We start from the raw sequence: 14,757 nt of genomic DNA on the forward strand, positions 1-14,757 counted from the left end.
CGTCGATAGCGGCATGGACAATCTGAAGCTTGATGAGCGTGTTTATCTCAATGCTCTCGGCCTAACGAATTGGCAGCGATTCTATCTCTTTCGTCCGTTTTACATCGTACTGCTTATAGCCTTCGCTGGAATGATGCTGTTCTCTCTGTTCTGACTGGCATGATAATAGCCCGAGCGGAACCTGATCGACAACAAACTAAGCGGGCGCGATCACTCATTGGTCGATTGAGGATTCGTGGGCGATCCCAGTGGGGCTTCTCACGCGCACTTGATGTTGGCGGCCGCCAACTGCCGGAAGTCGTCGACCTGTGCTGGCGTCAGGACGCGCTTAGGCAGCATGTTGAACACGCGCGGCCCCTGATAGAGGAGGATCACCTTGCTGTCTTCGGTCCATTTGAGATAGTCGTTCCAAGGAACGTTCCAGTCGCCCTGCTGTGCCGTGCTCCTAAAGCCTTCCTCAGACCATGTAACCGTGATCGGGTGCTGAAGGGTTTTCTGGGCTGCGTAGGCCTTGCGGGCAAACACGGCAGCGCCGAAAAAATATTGGTAGAGCGGTATTGCGATCACAACCACCACGCAGATGTAGAAGAGCGACATGAAAGGCCCATCGGGGAATCGCAGCGCCAACGTGAAGAGCGAGGCAAGCAGCAAAGCAACGAAGATCAGTCAACAAACGAGCGGCCAGCCTGAGGTTGAATATTTCAGTATGAACAGCTTGTTGGCAGCAACATAGTCGTCGGCGGTCAAAGTGAAGGTGACGCATCGGTTCATCTTTGTCATTGCTTACCTGGTCAGAAACTATCCCTGTCGCGAGGCTCTCCAAAACCTGCGACACGTTTTGCTATCGTACTATGTTTGATTTGCACTGCCTTGATCAATCCTGTGAGCGGCGGGAACGGGATTGGAAGCCGAGATGACCGTGGACGAAATCTAAGCAGCCACGGCTGCGTCGCAGTTGCGGACCGGCGCAGATGGAAGAATCATTGTGGAGAACGGTCAGAGATCCTGACCGGAGTGCCTCCGATCGGGCCGAGCGCCGCTAGATCGCAGCGGACCTGGAGATGGTGCAGGCCGGACTTGCAGCCATCGGGGCCGAGCACGAAGCCTCCTTTGTAGGAGGCTTCCATTATGCAGCCGCCTCTCGGCAGTATGTCCGTTTCAGCCGTTCAGCGCCTCCTTGACCGCCTTGCCGGGCGTAAAGGTCAGCTTCTTCGACGCCGCGATCTTGATCGTCGCGCCGGTTGCCGGATTGCGTCCCTCGCGCTCCGGAGTGTCCTTCAGCTTGAACTTTCCAAACGAGGGGATCGACGTTTCCGCGCCAGCAAGCGCCGCGTCGGTGATCTGTTTGAAGACGCTTTCAACAATCGTCTTGGCCCGCGCCTTGGTCAGGTTCTGTTCGGCTGCGATCTTATCGGCGATTTCGTTGGTCGTGGTCATATGCGGACATCCTCTTATTGTTTTGGGCCCTCAGCTTTGACAATGAAGATGTGGCGAAGAAAGGGGTAGAATGGCAGGAATCTACGAAGAGAGCGCGAAAACCACAGGAAATCCCGACGGTGGCAAAAGAATAAGCACGCGCTTCATGGTGCATTGCAATGTACGCATGGCTGCGCTGCGATCTGAACGCTGGCGATCGAGGCAGCTTCTGCTATTTTCAGATCGTCGAAGCGATGCACCTCCTCCCGCAAAGCTTCTTATCGGGCGACCCACTCCTCCTCCCAAGGGGCGCCTGATGGAACAGCGGCACTCCTCCTCCCAGCCGTTGTTCATCATTTCGGAAAGCCTGCCGCACCTCCTCCCGCGGCAGGCTTTTTCGTTTTTCGATTGTTTCAAGCTGTGTTTTCAGGCGTCAAAGCAGACTGCCCTGTTCCACCGGCTCTCCGGATTTGGACACGATGGAGGATCCGTACGGTTCGCGGGACGAGATGATCAGCGCATTATTCGGTAACGGACGGGCCAGTCCCTTGGCCTCTTCCCATGGCGCCCGCATCCAGATGTCGGTCTCTTCCTTTGCCAGCAGGAGGACCGGCATAGCCTTCTCATGGATCGGCTTGACAAGATCGTTAGGATCCGTGGTCAGAAAACCATAGAGGTCGTCGGTGGTCAGGCCATCCTTGACCTTCCGGACGCTTTTCCATTGCGGCACGTGGATACCGGCGAAGAACATCAGCGATTCCGCCTCGTCGCGCGCGAACCAGGCATTCGGCACATTGCCACCTTCCTCTTTGCTCGCGGGATCCGGTTCGGCGAAGCTTGTGACCGGGACGAGGCATCGATGTTCGACACCGAACCATCGTGTCCAGTGTGGGAAATTGAGCTTGCGCACGTTCGTCGTGCCGCGGTCCGCCTCCGTGTGAATCAGTTCCTCGAGATTAAAGGGCTTGCCCTTGGCCGCGAGCTTTTCGGCCTTTGCTTTGGCCGCTTTTTCCAAGGCGAAGCGAGGGGAGGGCAATCCCCATCGCGCATGCACAAGCTGCTTCTTGCCTTCCGCCGTGTTGCGGACGATCGGCCCCATCTGGTCGGGGTTCATCTGATAGGCTGGCATCAGGTTGATCAGGCTTTCGGCATCCTGGGCCCATTTCGAGACCCAGTCCTTGTCTTCCATCCGATAAAGGTTGCACATGCTGGAAAGCCCTCCGCTTGAACCGGATGCAGTTTGTCCCGGTGTGTACCGCCTGCTCGCTAGTCGAGTTTGTAAACGTCGGCGTTGTCCTGCCGTTCCCGCAAGCCCTTATAAGAAGCGTGTCTTAGTTTGCCATCCGCCGTCCAGGCCCGAAACTCGATCTCGGCGATCAGCGTCGGCTCGACCCAGACAATGTTTGCTTTTCCGGAATAGGGCACCGGCGGCTGCTTCAGTTTCCAGCGAAGCTTGTCGAGCGTCCTACGCAGTCTGATCATCTCGGCTTGCCTGAAGCCTGTGCCGACATTCCCGACATGAACGAGCTCGTCACCGCGATAGGCAGCAAGCACCAGCGAACTGAAGCCTGCAGGCGACGCCGCCGACAGCTCATAACCAACAACCATGAAGGCTTCGCTCTGGACGCACTTGATCTTGACCCAGTCGCCGGTCCGACCGGAACGGTAGGGTTGATCGAGGTGCTTGCCGACAATGCCTTCGAGGCCAAGGCTGCAGACATGTTGCAGCAGAATATCGGGTTCGGCGTCGAGTGTTTCCGATAGGCGGATGGCGCCATCCTTGCCGTTGAGCGTGTCCTCGAGAAGATGCCGGCGCGATCGGTATTCGACATTGCGCAGATCGTGCCCGTCGAGGTACATGAGATCGAAGGCGTGGAGGACGGCGTCAGAGGCGCGATTGCCAGCCGTTTTGCCAGATGCACCCAACGACTTCTGCAGCAGCCCGAAATCCGGTCGCCCTTCTTCATCGAGCACCACGGCCTCGCCATCGATGATCATCGTCGCCGGCCCAAGTGCTCGGGCAGCCTCTGCGATCGCCGGAAAACGATGCGTCCAGTCATGGCCACCACGCGTGAGGATGCGGACCCCTTTCGGCTCGATGTGAACAGCCAGGCGATAGCCATCCCATTTCAGTTCCCAGCTCCATTGCTCGCCTTTTGGAGGATGCGCCTTCAGTTGGGCGAGCGCCGGTTCGACGCGATCAGGCATCGGATCGAACAGGAGCTGTGGCTGTGCGGGATTACGCTTCCGACGCGGCTTTGACCGCAGCGGGGCTTCGGTATCACCAAGGAGCGGCTTTGATCTCGGTGGCTTCGTCATGCCGACAGTCCAGCACAAAAACCTTAAGAATAGTGTGACGTCGCACATCTATCCCCGCTATTCACTATCGAGCCCGACGAGACAGAAGTTCCGCAAAAATTCTTGTTTCCTTATATCCCCTTGAATTCTCATCGAATCTTCGACTTTGCTAATACTGGGATAATATTCCTCAACCTCGTGGTGCTTGACTCTTTTGCGAGATAAGAACAAACAATGAACAAATAGCCCGTACGACATGATGTCGATCCTTTGAACACGACCTTGAAGGGAGCCGTGAAGAATGACTGCTGCCCGCCAAAGGGTGATCTGCGATTTACGCGACCGCATCGCGTCGATCGAGGGCGGATCCGCGAAGCGGGCAGGAACGCTGTCCTTTGGCGTTCCCGAAATCGATGCGGCCCTGCCTGGTGGTGGTCTCGCCTATGGAGCGCTGCATGAGTTTGCAGGCGGCGGCTCGGGCACCGTCGATGGTGCGGCTGCAGCCCTTTGTGTCGCCGGCATTGCCGCGCGCACCAAAGGCCCCGTCATCTGGTGCCTGACGCGGCCGGATCTGTTCTTTCCGGCTCTTGCCCAGGTTGGCCTCCATCCCGACCGCGTCATCTTCGTCGAATCCGATCGGGAAGAGGATGTTCTGGCAAACATGGAGGAGGGCCTGTCCTTCGGCGGTCTGGGCGCCGTTGTCGGCGAGCTTGTCCGCCTGCCGATGGTCAGTTCCCGCCGCCTGCAGCTGGCGGCCGAGCGAACCGGGACCATGGCGCTTGCGGTGAGGCGATGGCGGCGACAGACCGAGGCGAATGATTTTGGGCAACCTACAGCCTCGACCACCAGATGGCGGGTGAGCGTGATGCCCTCGGAAAAGCTGCCAGTGCCGGGGGTGGGCAGGGCTCAATGGTTGCTGGAATTGATGCGCGTGAAAGCGGGTGAGTGTGCTGAGTTTCTCGTGAGGGCGTGCGATGACAAGGGTCGTCTCGATCTATCTTCCGGATCTGCCGACGGATCGCATTCGTCGAGCCGATCCGTCTATTCCGCCTGAACAGCCAATCGCCGTGATCGCCAGAAGCGGATCAAAGCGATGGGTATCGGCTGCTGATGCATCTGCCAGAAAGGCGGGCGTGCACGTCGGCATGGCGGCCGCAAAGGCGCAGTCGCTATTCAGGGGTCTTATGCTCGTTGACGCAGATCCCGAAGCCAACCGAGCCGCACTCGAACGCATCACGCTATGGGCGCTCACAATCTATTCGCCCATCGTCGCCGTCGACGGGATCGACGGCATCGTCATGGATACAGAGGGCGCCGACCATCTCCAGGGCGGAGAGCTGCCGATGGTGACTGGCATCGCCAACCGGTTCCTGGCAAAGAGTCTGACTGCCCGTGTGGCGGTCGCCGACAGCTGGGGTGCGGCCCATGCCTGCGCTCGCGCCATCAATCGCGAGACAATCGTCGTTCCACCCGGCGAGACCGTCCGTGCCGTCGAGAAGCTGCCGATCTCGCTCCTGCGCCTGCATGCCAAGATCGTCAACGATCTTCGCATTCTCGGCTTCCAGACGATCGGTGAGCTTACCAGTACCCCGCGTGCGCCGCTGACATTGCGCTTCGGCCCGGAGGTTGGCCGCCGTCTCGACCAGATGCTCTGTCGTGTCGCCGAGCCGATCGAGCCAATCCGTACCCCTGAGCTGGTTGAAGTCTGCAAAGCCTTTGCCGAACCGATCGGTGCCGCCGAAACCATCGACAAATATGTCGGGCGTCTCGTCGTCCAGCTCGTCGATGAACTCCAGAAGCGCGGGCTTGGCGTGCGCCGTGCCGACCTGATCGTCGAGAAGCTCGATGGCACAAGACAGGCAATCCGCGCCGGAACCGCCAGGCCCGCCCGCGATGTCGCCTGGCTGACAAAACTGTTTCGGGACCGGACGGAAAAGATCGAGCCGGGCTTCGGGATTGAAAAGCTGATCCTGGTCGCCGTCATCGCCGAGCCTCTGGAGGAGGCGCAGAAAGCCTCTGCTCTGGTCGAGGATGAGGTCACGGATGTCACGCCGCTCATCGATATCTACGGAAACCGGGGGCAGAGGGTTTATCGCGTCGCACCGGTCGCTTCCGATGTGCCGGAACGCTCGGTCCAGCGGATCAGCCCCGTCGCTGAGCCAATCGCCGTTGCCTGGGTCAGCCATTGGCGCCGGCCAGTCCGGCTTTTGCCGCGTCCTGAGCTGATCGAGGCGATCGCGCTGATGCCGGACCGGCCGCCGGTCTCCATCGTCTGGCGTGGCAAACGCCGGAAGGTGAAACGTGCCGATGGCCCGGAACGCATTTTCGGGGAGTGGTGGCAGCGCGACGCCGAAATGGACGCCGTGCGCGACTACTTCGTCATCGAGGACGAGGCGGGCGAGCGCCTATGGGTGTTCCGCTCCGGCGACGGTGTTGATCCGGATACCGGGTCCCACCGCTGGTTCTGCCATGGGATCTTCGCATGAGTTACGCCGAGCTACAGGTCACGACGCACTTCTCTTTTCTGCGCGGTGCTTCGTCCGCACAGGAGTTGTTCGAGACTGCCAAAATCCTGGGGCTCGAGGCGATAGGCGTCGTCGATCGCAATTCGCTCGCAGGCATCGTCCGCGCCCTTGAAGCATCCCGCGCGACAGGTATGCGGCTTGTCGTCGGCTGTCGTATCGATCTGCAGGACGGCATGTCGGTGCTGGTCTATCCGACGAATCGCGCCGCCTATTCGCGCCTGACGCGGCTGATCACGCTCGGCAAGTCGCGCGGCGGCAAGGACAACTGCATCCTCCACTGGGACGATGTCATCGCCTATTCGGGAGGGATGATCGGCATTCTGGTGCCGGATCTGCCGGACGCCACCTGCGCCGCACAGTTTCGTAAGATGGCGCAGCTGTTTGGTGACCGCGCCTACGTGTCGCTCTGCCTGCGCCGCCGACAGAACGACCAGATGCGGCTACACGAGATTTCCAACATGGCGGCACGGTTCAGGGTCAAAACCGTCGTCACCAATGACGTGCTGTTTCATGAACCGGGCCGGCGGCAGTTGCAGGACATCGTCACCTGCATCAGGCACAACACCACGATCGATGACGTCGGCTTCGAGCGCGAGAGGCATGCCGACCGGTATCTGAAGCCGCCGGAGGAGATGCAGCGTCTGTTTCCACGTTATCCGGAGGCCGTGGCACGAAGCATGGAGATCGTCAGGCGCTGCACGTTTAGCCTCGAGGAGCTCACCTACCAATACCCGGAGGAAGCAATTGTGCCGGGTAAGGATGCCCAAGCCTCACTCGAGCATTATGTCTGGGAATGCGCTCCCGATCGCTACCCCGAAGGCCTGCCGCCGGACGTCCTCAAAACCGTACGGCACGAGCTCGATCTCATTCGCACCATGAAATACGCGCCTTACTTCCTGACGGTGTTTTCGATCGTGCGCTTTGCCCGGAGCCAGGGCATTCTCTGCCAGGGCAGGGGATCGGCGGCCAACAGCGCCGTCTGCTATATTCTCGGCATTACCTCGATCGATCCATCGACCAACGACCTCCTCTTCGAGCGTTTCGTTAGCAAGGAGCGCGACGAACCGCCAGACATCGATGTCGACTTCGAGCATGAACGGCGCGAGGAGGTCATTCAGTGGATCTACAAGACCTACACGAAAGACAAGGCAGCACTCTGCGCCACCGTCACCCGCTACCGGGCCAAGGGTGCGATCCGCGATGTCGGCAAGGCGCTCGGCCTGCCTGAAGATGTGATCAAGGCGCTGTCATCAGGCATGTGGTCATGGTCGGAGGAAGTGCCCGACCGAAACATCCGGGAACTCAATCTCAACCCCGACGACCGCCGTCTGGCGCTAACCCTGAAACTGGCGCAGCAACTGATGGGAGCGCCGCGCCATCTTGGCCAGCATCCCGGCGGCTTTGTCCTTACCCATGACCGGCTGGACGATCTCGTGCCGATCGAGCCGGCGACGATGAAAGACCGGCAGATCATCGAGTGGGACAAGGATGACGTCGAGGCGCTGAAATTCATGAAGGTGGACGTCCTTGCGCTCGGCATGCTCACCTGCATGGCAAAGGCCTTCGATCTTATTCGCGAACACAAGGGCGATGATCTCGATCTGTCGAAGATCGAGCAGGAAGATGCCGCGACCTACGCCATGATCCGCAAGGCTGACACGCTCGGCACCTTCCAGATCGAGAGCCGTGCCCAGATGGCGATGCTGCCGCGCCTGAAACCCCGCACCTTCTATGATCTCGTCGTGCAAGTGGCGATCGTCCGGCCCGGTCCTATCCAGGGTGACATGGTGCATCCCTACCTTCGCCGCCGTGAAGGCAAGGAGCCGGTTGAATATCCCACACCCGAGCTTGAGGCCGTGCTTGGCAAGACCCTGGGTGTGCCGTTGTTTCAGGAGAGCGCCATGCGTGTCGCCATGGTCTGCGCCGGTTTTACCGGTGGGGAGGCCGACCAGTTGCGCAAGTCGATGGCGACCTTCAAGTTCACCGGCGGCGTTTCTCGCTTCAAGGAGAAACTCGTATCCGGCATGGTGAAAAACGGCTACTCACCCGAGTTTGCCGAAAAGACCTTTTCCCAGCTCGAAGGTTTTGGCTCCTACGGCTTTCCGGAAAGCCATGCAGCATCTTTTGCGCTGATTGCCTATGCCTCGAACTACATCAAGTGCCACTATCCGGACGTGTTTTGCGCAGCACTGCTCAACAGTCAGCCGATGGGCTTTTATGCGCCCGCCCAGATCGTCGGTGACGCGATCAAACACGGCGTTGAGGTGCGACCTGTGTGCGTCAACCGCTCCCGATGGGACTGCACGCTGGAAAAGATCGGTCATACCGATCGACACGCTGTGCGGCTGGGGTTTCGGCAGGTGAAGGGACTGGCCGTCGCAGATGCGGCGCGGATCGTAACGGCGCGTATGAACAGCCCGTTCGTGTCGGTCGATGACATGTGGCGCCGTTCCAGCGTGCCGACGGAAGCGCTTGTCCAGTTGGCAGAGGCCGATGCCTTTCTGCCCTCCCTCAAGCTCCAACGGCGCGATGCGCTCTGGGCGATCAAGGCGTTGCGCGACGAGCCCTTACCGCTGTTTGCCGCCGCGGCCGAACGCGAGATGGTGGCAATTGCAGAGCAGCAGGAGCCGGAGGTTGCCCTGCGACAAATGACGGACGGGCATAACGTCATCGAGGACTACAGCCATACCGGATTGACGCTGAGACAGCACCCTGTCGCCTTTCTGCGCAATGACCTTTCGGCACGAAACATCATAACCTGCGCGGAGGCGATGAATGCGCGGGACGGCCGGTGGGTTTACACGGCGGGCCTGGTGCTGGTCCGGCAAAAGCCAGGATCGGCGAAGGGCGTCATGTTCATCACCATCGAGGACGAAACGGGCCCCGCCAACATCGTGGTCTGGCCAACGCTGTTTGAGAAGCGCCGGCGAGTGGTGCTGGGGTCCTCGATGATGGCAATCAATGGGCGAATCCAGCGAGAAGGGGAGGTCGTGCACCTCGTCGCACAGCAGCTGTTCGATCTGTCGGGGGACCTTGTTGGCCTGGCCCATCGGGATGTCGAGTTCAAGCTGCCAACGGGACGAGGCGATGAGTTTGCCCATGGGGGCGGTGGGCCGGATTCACGGGAACGGCCGAAGCCGGTTGTCCCGCGGGACATGTTCACGCCGGATCTTCATATCGATACGCTGAAGGTGAAAAGTCGGAATTTTCACTAGGCAGGAGTTCAACGAAGCCCAACGCCCGTCAGTCGACATTTGACGTTCAAGCGCCGTACACCAAGAGCAGTTCCTTGGCGCCGATCTGGCCGCCGGCCCGTACCAGCACCTCGGAAATCGGGCTGTCCTTTTCAGCACGCAGCGCCGTTTCCATCTTCATCGCCTCGATCGAGACGAGCACGTCGCCGGCATTCACGGCCTGGCCGGGCGAGACGAAGACGCGGCTGATGACACCCGGCATCGGCGCACCCTTGATACGGCGCGGCTGGCCGTTGAGCTCGAAGAAGGTCGTCACCATGCCCTGGCTGTCCGTCGCACTCGTCGCCTGGTTGACGATGACGAGCGTCTTGCCGCGTTCGATATCCTGATTGCCGTCTCTGCCCCCCACAGGCAAACACCACCACGCGTTATCACACGCTTGATGGGGTCGAATCTGTGGCGCGTAGTTTCGTGGGGCTTTTTCCGAATGTCTGAGAGAAGGCGCGCGAAAAATGGGACGCGCTCTCGAAGCCGACCTCGAGAGCGACCTCGAGCATGGACGCCTTTGTCTTGGTCAACAGTTGCTTGGCGCGCTCCATCCGTACTCGCCGGTAGACGAGGGCAGGGGAGCTTTTGGTTTCGCCCATGAACAGGCGCTCGAGTTGTCGCCTCGAGAGCCCGACCGATGCGGCGAGTTCCTCGATCGGCAGCCGCCCCTCGATATGCTGTTCCATCATGATCAGCACCGCCCTGACCCTTGGATCCTCGCACTCGATGGAGAGCGGCCTGCGGGTCTGGATGGCAAGGGAGGTTCGGGCCTTTTCAATGTGGAGAACCTCGAGCGCATTGCGCTCGGCTTCCTTGCTGATGTGACGCCGGACGATCAAGGCCGCCATGTCGGCTGCGCTGCTGCCGCCGGCGCAGGACCCCCTTGTCCGGTCGAGGTTGAAGATCCGATCAGACCGGACTTGATGGTCGGGGAAGCGCTCGCGAAACGCATTGTAATGCAACCAACTGACGCATGTCCGGTGTTCCTTCATCAAGCCGATTTCAGCAAGGATGAAGGAGCCGGTGCAGACACCGATCAGCTTGACGTTCCTTGTCGATGCCTTCTTCAGGAAGTCGATCGTTTCCTGATCGACGGGGGAGCCGTTGTTGAGCAGGCCGCCGACCACGACGATATACTGGAACCGGCTGGGGTCGACGAAGTCCGATGTTGGTGCGACCTTAACGCCGCAACTTGACGTTATCAGATGCCGCGTGCTGCCGAGGACCTCCCAATCGGCAAGCACACGGCCCGACCTGTCAAATTCGTCACTCGCCAGCCGCAGCGTATCGACAAAAAGGGCGAACGCGGAGAGCGTGAATGATTTTGCGAGCACAAAGCCGATCTTCAGCCGCTCGCCAGGCGCACCTGGCTCCAACGATTTCATGTCAGCTCCACCGCGTGCTGCCTTCATTTGATCTGGAAACCGTGCGCCAAAGGATCCCGATCGTCTACGAAGATCGTATTGTGACCGATGATGCGTGCCCAGCCCTCGACGCTCGGCTTGATCCCATGGAAGGGACCGACGTCAGTCTCTTCCTCGATACGTCCTTCGAAGACCGTGCCGATCAGGCTTTCCTGGCGGAAGGATTCACCGACATTCAAGCGGCCCTTGCCGTGAAGCTGGGCCATTCGCGCCGACGTGCCGGTTCCGCCTGGGGAGCGGTCGATGGCTTTGTCTCCGTAAAACACCGCCCCGCGCCCATCAGCGCCGTCGTTCGTCGGACTGTCGCACCACAGCGCGTGATGGACGCCGCTAATTCTCTCGTCTTCGGGATGGACCGGATCGCAGATCGGTGCGAGGGCGTCGCGAAGCTGGCCGCTGAGGTCGACGACGTCGCTTGCCGACATGCCATCGAGCCCTTTCCAATTCTCCTGCGGCTCGACCACTGCGTAATAGTTTCCACCATAGGAGATATCGACGACAAGCCTGCCAAGACCCGGCACATGAACCTCCAGATCCGCTTCATGGAGGTAACTCGCGACGTTGAACATACGGACCGATTCCACGAACTCGTCCTGCTTGTCGTACTGGATGTCAACTTTTCCCGCAGGCGTCTCTATCGAGAGCTGTCCGGGCACTCGTGGCGTAACAAGTCCTTCTTCGATGGCGGCCGTGACCAGCCCGATCGTGCCGGCGCCACACATCGGCAGACATCCGCTAACCTCGATGAAAATCACCGCAAAGTCGCAATCCTCGCGGTAGGCTGGGTAGATGATCGCGCCCGACATGATGTCATGGCCGCGCGGCTCGAACATGAGAGCCTGCCGGACCCAGTCATGGTCTCGGACGAACAGGTCCCGGCGCTCGGCGATCGGAAGATGCGGGAGAAGCGGTCCGCCGCCGGCGACGAGACGAACGGGATTGCCGCATGTATGGCTATCGATACAGAAGAAACTGCGCCGCATGATGGATCCTTTATAGTCCTCTCAGTTGCCAACCACAGGAAACCGACGGCCCTGCAGCGCGCCGCGTGACAACCTGTCGAGGAAGATCGCGACCGCCACGATGGCAAGTCCGGCTCGCAAGCCCAATCCCATTTCCATTCGTGTCAGTCCGCGTGTGACCTCGGCTCCTAGCCCGCCAGCACCGACAAGACCTGCGAGAACGACGATGGCGAGTGATAGGAGAATGCACTGATTGAGCCCCACGAGAAGTGTTGGCGTCGCTGCGGGGATTTCGATCTTGAACAGGACGGCGCGGGGCGAGGCGCCCATAGCCTGTCCGAGTTCCAGCAGGTCCTTCGGAACCTGGCTGAAGGCGAGCGTCGTCAATCGCAGCATCGGCGGCACGCCGTAAACGATCGTGGCGATGATGGCAGGCACCCTCCCGAGGGTGAAGATCATCACGGCGGGGATGAGATAGACCCACGGCGGGACCGTCTGCATGATGTCGAGCACGGGACGGATGGCCGCCGCGAACATGCGATAGCGGGAGGCCAGGATGCCGAGCGGAAAGGCGATCAGCACCGAGATGCAGACGGACACCGTTACCAGCGCCAGCGTCTGCATTGATGCTTCCCACAGGCCCGCAAGAAAGCAGAAGGTCAGCGCGATCGCACTGGTCACCGCGACGCGAACATTCACAACGACGGCAGCAAAGGCCACGGCAATGAGGATGACCGCGTAAAAGGGCAGGTAAAGCAGGGTCGCTTCAAGGCCGCCCAGCACGGCTTCGATCACCTTCGTCACCATATCAAAGAAGGGATGGAAATTGGCGTTCAGCCAATCGACAACCGGGGCGAGGTACGCGCCGGGGGAGAAGCGAACAAGGTCAAGGTCCATCACTTGCCTCCATTGGCGCGGCGCGCAGCACTCTGGGTCAGTCGGTCGATCACCATTGTGAGGATGACGATGGCGATGGCGGCGTTGATCGATGTGGCGATGTCGAGTGTTCTGACCGCGCTGTAGATTGTTTCGCCCAAGCCGCCGGAACCGACGATGCCGGCAATAACGACCATGCCGAACGCCATCATCAGGCTCTGGTTGATCCCCGCCATGACGCTCGGGATCGCGAAGGGCAGCCTGATCTTGGAAAACATCTGCCACGGCGTCAGGCCGCTCGCCTGACCGAGTTCGAGGAACTCGCGCGGGGTCCTGCGGATGCCGAGCGATGTCAGGCGGATCACCGGAGGCATGGCAACGATGACGGTGGCGAGGAGAGCCGTGGCCGGTCCGTATCCCATCAACGCGATCGCAGGCAGGAGGTAGATGTAGGGCGGAAGGGTCTGGATGAGATCGAGGATCGGTTCGACGAACCTGTCGAAGGATTTGACGAAGCCGGCCACGACGCCGAGCGGAATACCGATGACCAGCGCCATGAACGTGGCCGTGATCACCAGGGCCAGTGTGCTCATGGTCTCGGCCCACAGCCCCATCACCGCGCATCCGAGCAGGGCGACGCCTGCCAGAAGCCCGGCCGGCACGTTGATCAACCGCCATCCCAGTGCCGCCGCGACGAGGGCAATCACATAGAAGGGTGGAAGCTGCACGAGCCAGAGGACGCCGTCATAAGTGCCCTCCAGAACGGCCCGGATGCTGTCGAACAGCCACGAGGCATTGTCGCTGATCCAGTTCAGCGCGTCGTCAATCTTCTCGTCGAAGCTGTCAGTGATAACGGACGTGTCCATGACCATCACCGATCTATGCCGCTACGGGCACGGTGGCGGGACGGCCGGCGACGCCACAGAGCAGGCCGCGCGTCGTGACGATGCCAACCACCTTGCCACCCTCGACGACAGCGACGGCGTCGCGGCTCGATTGCATGGTCAACTCGATCAGGGCGCCGATATCAGCTTCGGGCGTGGTGCGCAGCAGCGAGCCGGTGTCGACATTCGGGTGGCTGCGCGTGTATTCGGCAACCGGCATCATGACGGAGTGCGCCTTGACGAGATGGATCCGGGAAATGCCGGCAACGAATTCGGCGACGTAGTCGTCCGCAGGCTTGGTCACGATCTCCTCGGCATTGCCGACCTGGACGATGACCCCGTCCTTCATGATGGCGATGCGGTCGCCGATGCGGATGGCTTCCTCAAGGTCGTGGGTGATGAACACCGCCGATTTTCCAAGCGACTTGGTCAGTTGGCGGAATTCGTCCTGAAGCTGGCGTCGGATCAGAGGGTCGAGCGCGCTGAACGGTTCATCCATCAGGATGATCTCGGGATCGGCGGCTAAGGCACGGGCAAGGCCGACGCGCTGCTGCATGCCGCCCGACAATTCGGATGGATAGCGCGCCGTCCAGTCGGAAAGGCCGACCTTGTCCAGTGCAGCGCGGGCGGTCTTGTATCGTTCTTCCTTGCCGACGCCGCGGACCTCAAGGCCGAAGGCGGCATTCTCCAAAACGGTACGGTGCGGAAGCAGGGCGACGCTCTGGAAGACCATGCCGATGTTGCGGGCTCGAATGTCGCGGAGTTCGGCGGCATTCAGGGCGGAGATGTCCTTGCCCTTGACGAGGATCTTCCCAAGGCTGGGTTCGATCAGCCTGTTGAGCAGCCGGATCAGCGTGGACTTGCCGCTGCCCGACAGTCCCATGATACAGAAGATCTCGCCACGGCGGACCTGAAGACTGGCATCCGAGACGCCGACGACGCAATCATAGTCCGTCAGAATCTGTTTCTTGGACAAGCCTTTTGTCTTCACCGCCTCGACGGCCGCCTTGGCCCTGGCTCCGAATATCTTCCAGACCGACTGGCAGTCGATCAGGATATCGCTGGCATTATTCATTGACGTGGTCATAGCGTTCCCCGCGAGCCGGTTTGATGCCGGCATTCTCATTCGT

12 protein-coding genes and 1 pseudogene are annotated in these 14,757 nt (G+C 60.3%); 3 read left to right on the forward strand and 10 right to left on the reverse strand.

The features are described from left to right. Window positions 1-258 precede the first annotated feature (258 nt). The 4 genes from AGR2A_RS27960 to ligD all read right to left on the reverse strand — a co-directional run bounded on the left by AGR2A_RS27960 (window position 259) and on the right by ligD (window position 3,735). A complete protein-coding gene (locus AGR2A_RS27960; protein WP_234823820.1) occupies window positions 259-597 on the reverse strand; it encodes a YcxB family protein in 339 nt (112 codons plus the stop codon). 561 nt (window positions 598-1,158) lie between these two features. After that, window positions 1,159-1,437: an HU family DNA-binding protein gene (locus AGR2A_RS27965; protein WP_052821175.1), complete on the reverse strand. Its 279-nt coding sequence runs from the start codon at window positions 1,435-1,437 to the stop codon at window positions 1,159-1,161. A gap of 412 nt (window positions 1,438-1,849) precedes the next feature. Then, window positions 1,850-2,623 (reverse strand): SOS response-associated peptidase family protein, encoded by a 774-nt coding sequence (locus AGR2A_RS27970; RefSeq protein WP_052821174.1) that lies wholly within the window; start codon window positions 2,621-2,623, stop codon window positions 1,850-1,852. A gap of 59 nt (window positions 2,624-2,682) precedes the next feature. Next, window positions 2,683-3,735 carry a non-homologous end-joining DNA ligase gene (gene ligD, locus AGR2A_RS27975; protein ID WP_052821173.1) on the reverse strand — a complete coding sequence of 351 codons (1,053 nt, stop codon included), beginning with the start codon at window positions 3,733-3,735 and terminating at the stop codon, window positions 2,683-2,685. Between the two features lie 280 nt (window positions 3,736-4,015). Between ligD and AGR2A_RS27980 the strand changes: the two genes are divergently transcribed. From AGR2A_RS27980 to AGR2A_RS27990, 3 genes are read left to right on the forward strand one after another with little or no spacing between them, the layout of a single operon-like run. Continuing rightward, window positions 4,016-4,768 (forward strand): ImuA family protein, encoded by a 753-nt coding sequence (locus AGR2A_RS27980; protein WP_080823862.1) that lies wholly within the window; start codon window positions 4,016-4,018, stop codon window positions 4,766-4,768. Then, on the forward strand, window positions 4,689-6,200 hold the full coding sequence (locus AGR2A_RS27985) for a Y-family DNA polymerase (RefSeq protein WP_052821172.1): 1,512 nt from the start codon (window positions 4,689-4,691) through the stop codon (window positions 6,198-6,200). Before AGR2A_RS27980 ends, AGR2A_RS27985 begins: the two co-directional genes overlap by 80 nt. Then, window positions 6,197-9,454: an error-prone DNA polymerase gene (locus tag AGR2A_RS27990; RefSeq protein WP_052821171.1), complete on the forward strand. Its 3,258-nt coding sequence runs from the start codon at window positions 6,197-6,199 to the stop codon at window positions 9,452-9,454. Before AGR2A_RS27985 ends, AGR2A_RS27990 begins: the two co-directional genes overlap by 4 nt. A gap of 46 nt (window positions 9,455-9,500) precedes the next feature. Here AGR2A_RS27990 and AGR2A_RS27995 read toward each other — a convergent pair. From AGR2A_RS27995 to AGR2A_RS28020, 6 genes and pseudogenes are all read right to left on the reverse strand, one after another. Beyond that, window positions 9,501-9,839: pseudogene (locus AGR2A_RS27995) on the reverse strand (biotin/lipoyl-containing protein); the annotation flags it as partial. 25 nt (window positions 9,840-9,864) lie between these two features. Continuing rightward, on the reverse strand, window positions 9,865-10,866 hold the full coding sequence (locus tag AGR2A_RS28000; protein WP_052821180.1) for a GlxA family transcriptional regulator: 1,002 nt from the start codon (window positions 10,864-10,866) through the stop codon (window positions 9,865-9,867). A 23-nt stretch (window positions 10,867-10,889) separates the two neighbouring features. Continuing rightward, window positions 10,890-11,888, reverse strand: a complete 999-nt coding sequence (locus tag AGR2A_RS28005) for a 4-hydroxyproline epimerase (protein WP_052821169.1) — start codon at window positions 11,886-11,888, stop codon at window positions 10,890-10,892. A 21-nt stretch (window positions 11,889-11,909) separates the two neighbouring features. Further along, on the reverse strand, window positions 11,910-12,764 hold the full coding sequence (locus AGR2A_RS28010) for an ABC transporter permease (RefSeq protein WP_052821168.1): 855 nt from the start codon (window positions 12,762-12,764) through the stop codon (window positions 11,910-11,912). Further along, on the reverse strand, window positions 12,764-13,609 hold the full coding sequence (locus AGR2A_RS28015) for an ABC transporter permease (RefSeq protein ID WP_035243850.1): 846 nt from the start codon (window positions 13,607-13,609) through the stop codon (window positions 12,764-12,766). Before AGR2A_RS28015 ends, AGR2A_RS28010 begins: the two co-directional genes overlap by 1 nt. 13 nt (window positions 13,610-13,622) lie before the next feature. Further along, window positions 13,623-14,714 (reverse strand): quaternary amine ABC transporter ATP-binding protein, encoded by a 1,092-nt coding sequence (locus AGR2A_RS28020; protein ID WP_035243753.1) that lies wholly within the window; start codon window positions 14,712-14,714, stop codon window positions 13,623-13,625. Window positions 14,715-14,757: the final 43 nt, after the last annotated feature.

The sequence above is a fragment of the Agrobacterium genomosp. 2 str. CFBP 5494 genome, from assembly GCF_900013495.1.
GTDB classification, from domain to species: domain Bacteria; phylum Pseudomonadota; class Alphaproteobacteria; order Rhizobiales; family Rhizobiaceae; genus Agrobacterium; species Agrobacterium pusense.

Bases quoted from the DNA above. Each gene is read 5' to 3' on its own strand.
- AGR2A_RS27960 (WP_234823820.1), bottom strand. From the start codon at position 597: ATGTCGCTCTTCTACATCTGCGTGGTGGTTGTGATCGCAATACCGCTC.
- AGR2A_RS27965 (WP_052821175.1), bottom strand. From the start codon at position 1,437: ATGACCACGACCAACGAAATCGCCGATAAGATCGCAGCCGAACAGAAC.
- AGR2A_RS27970 (WP_052821174.1), bottom strand. From the start codon at position 2,623: ATGTGCAACCTTTATCGGATGGAAGACAAGGACTGGGTCTCGAAATGG.
- ligD (WP_052821173.1), bottom strand. From the start codon at position 3,735: ATGACGAAGCCACCGAGATCAAAGCCGCTCCTTGGTGATACCGAAGCC.
- AGR2A_RS27980 (WP_080823862.1), top strand. From the start codon at position 4,016: ATGACTGCTGCCCGCCAAAGGGTGATCTGCGATTTACGCGACCGCATC.
- AGR2A_RS27985 (WP_052821172.1), top strand. From the start codon at position 4,689: ATGACAAGGGTCGTCTCGATCTATCTTCCGGATCTGCCGACGGATCGC.
- AGR2A_RS27990 (WP_052821171.1), top strand. From the start codon at position 6,197: ATGAGTTACGCCGAGCTACAGGTCACGACGCACTTCTCTTTTCTGCGC.
- AGR2A_RS28000 (WP_052821180.1), bottom strand. From the start codon at position 10,866: ATGAAATCGTTGGAGCCAGGTGCGCCTGGCGAGCGGCTGAAGATCGGC.
- AGR2A_RS28005 (WP_052821169.1), bottom strand. From the start codon at position 11,888: ATGCGGCGCAGTTTCTTCTGTATCGATAGCCATACATGCGGCAATCCC.
- AGR2A_RS28010 (WP_052821168.1), bottom strand. From the start codon at position 12,764: ATGGACCTTGACCTTGTTCGCTTCTCCCCCGGCGCGTACCTCGCCCCG.
- AGR2A_RS28015 (WP_035243850.1), bottom strand. From the start codon at position 13,609: ATGGACACGTCCGTTATCACTGACAGCTTCGACGAGAAGATTGACGAC.
- AGR2A_RS28020 (WP_035243753.1), bottom strand. From the start codon at position 14,714: ATGACCACGTCAATGAATAATGCCAGCGATATCCTGATCGACTGCCAG.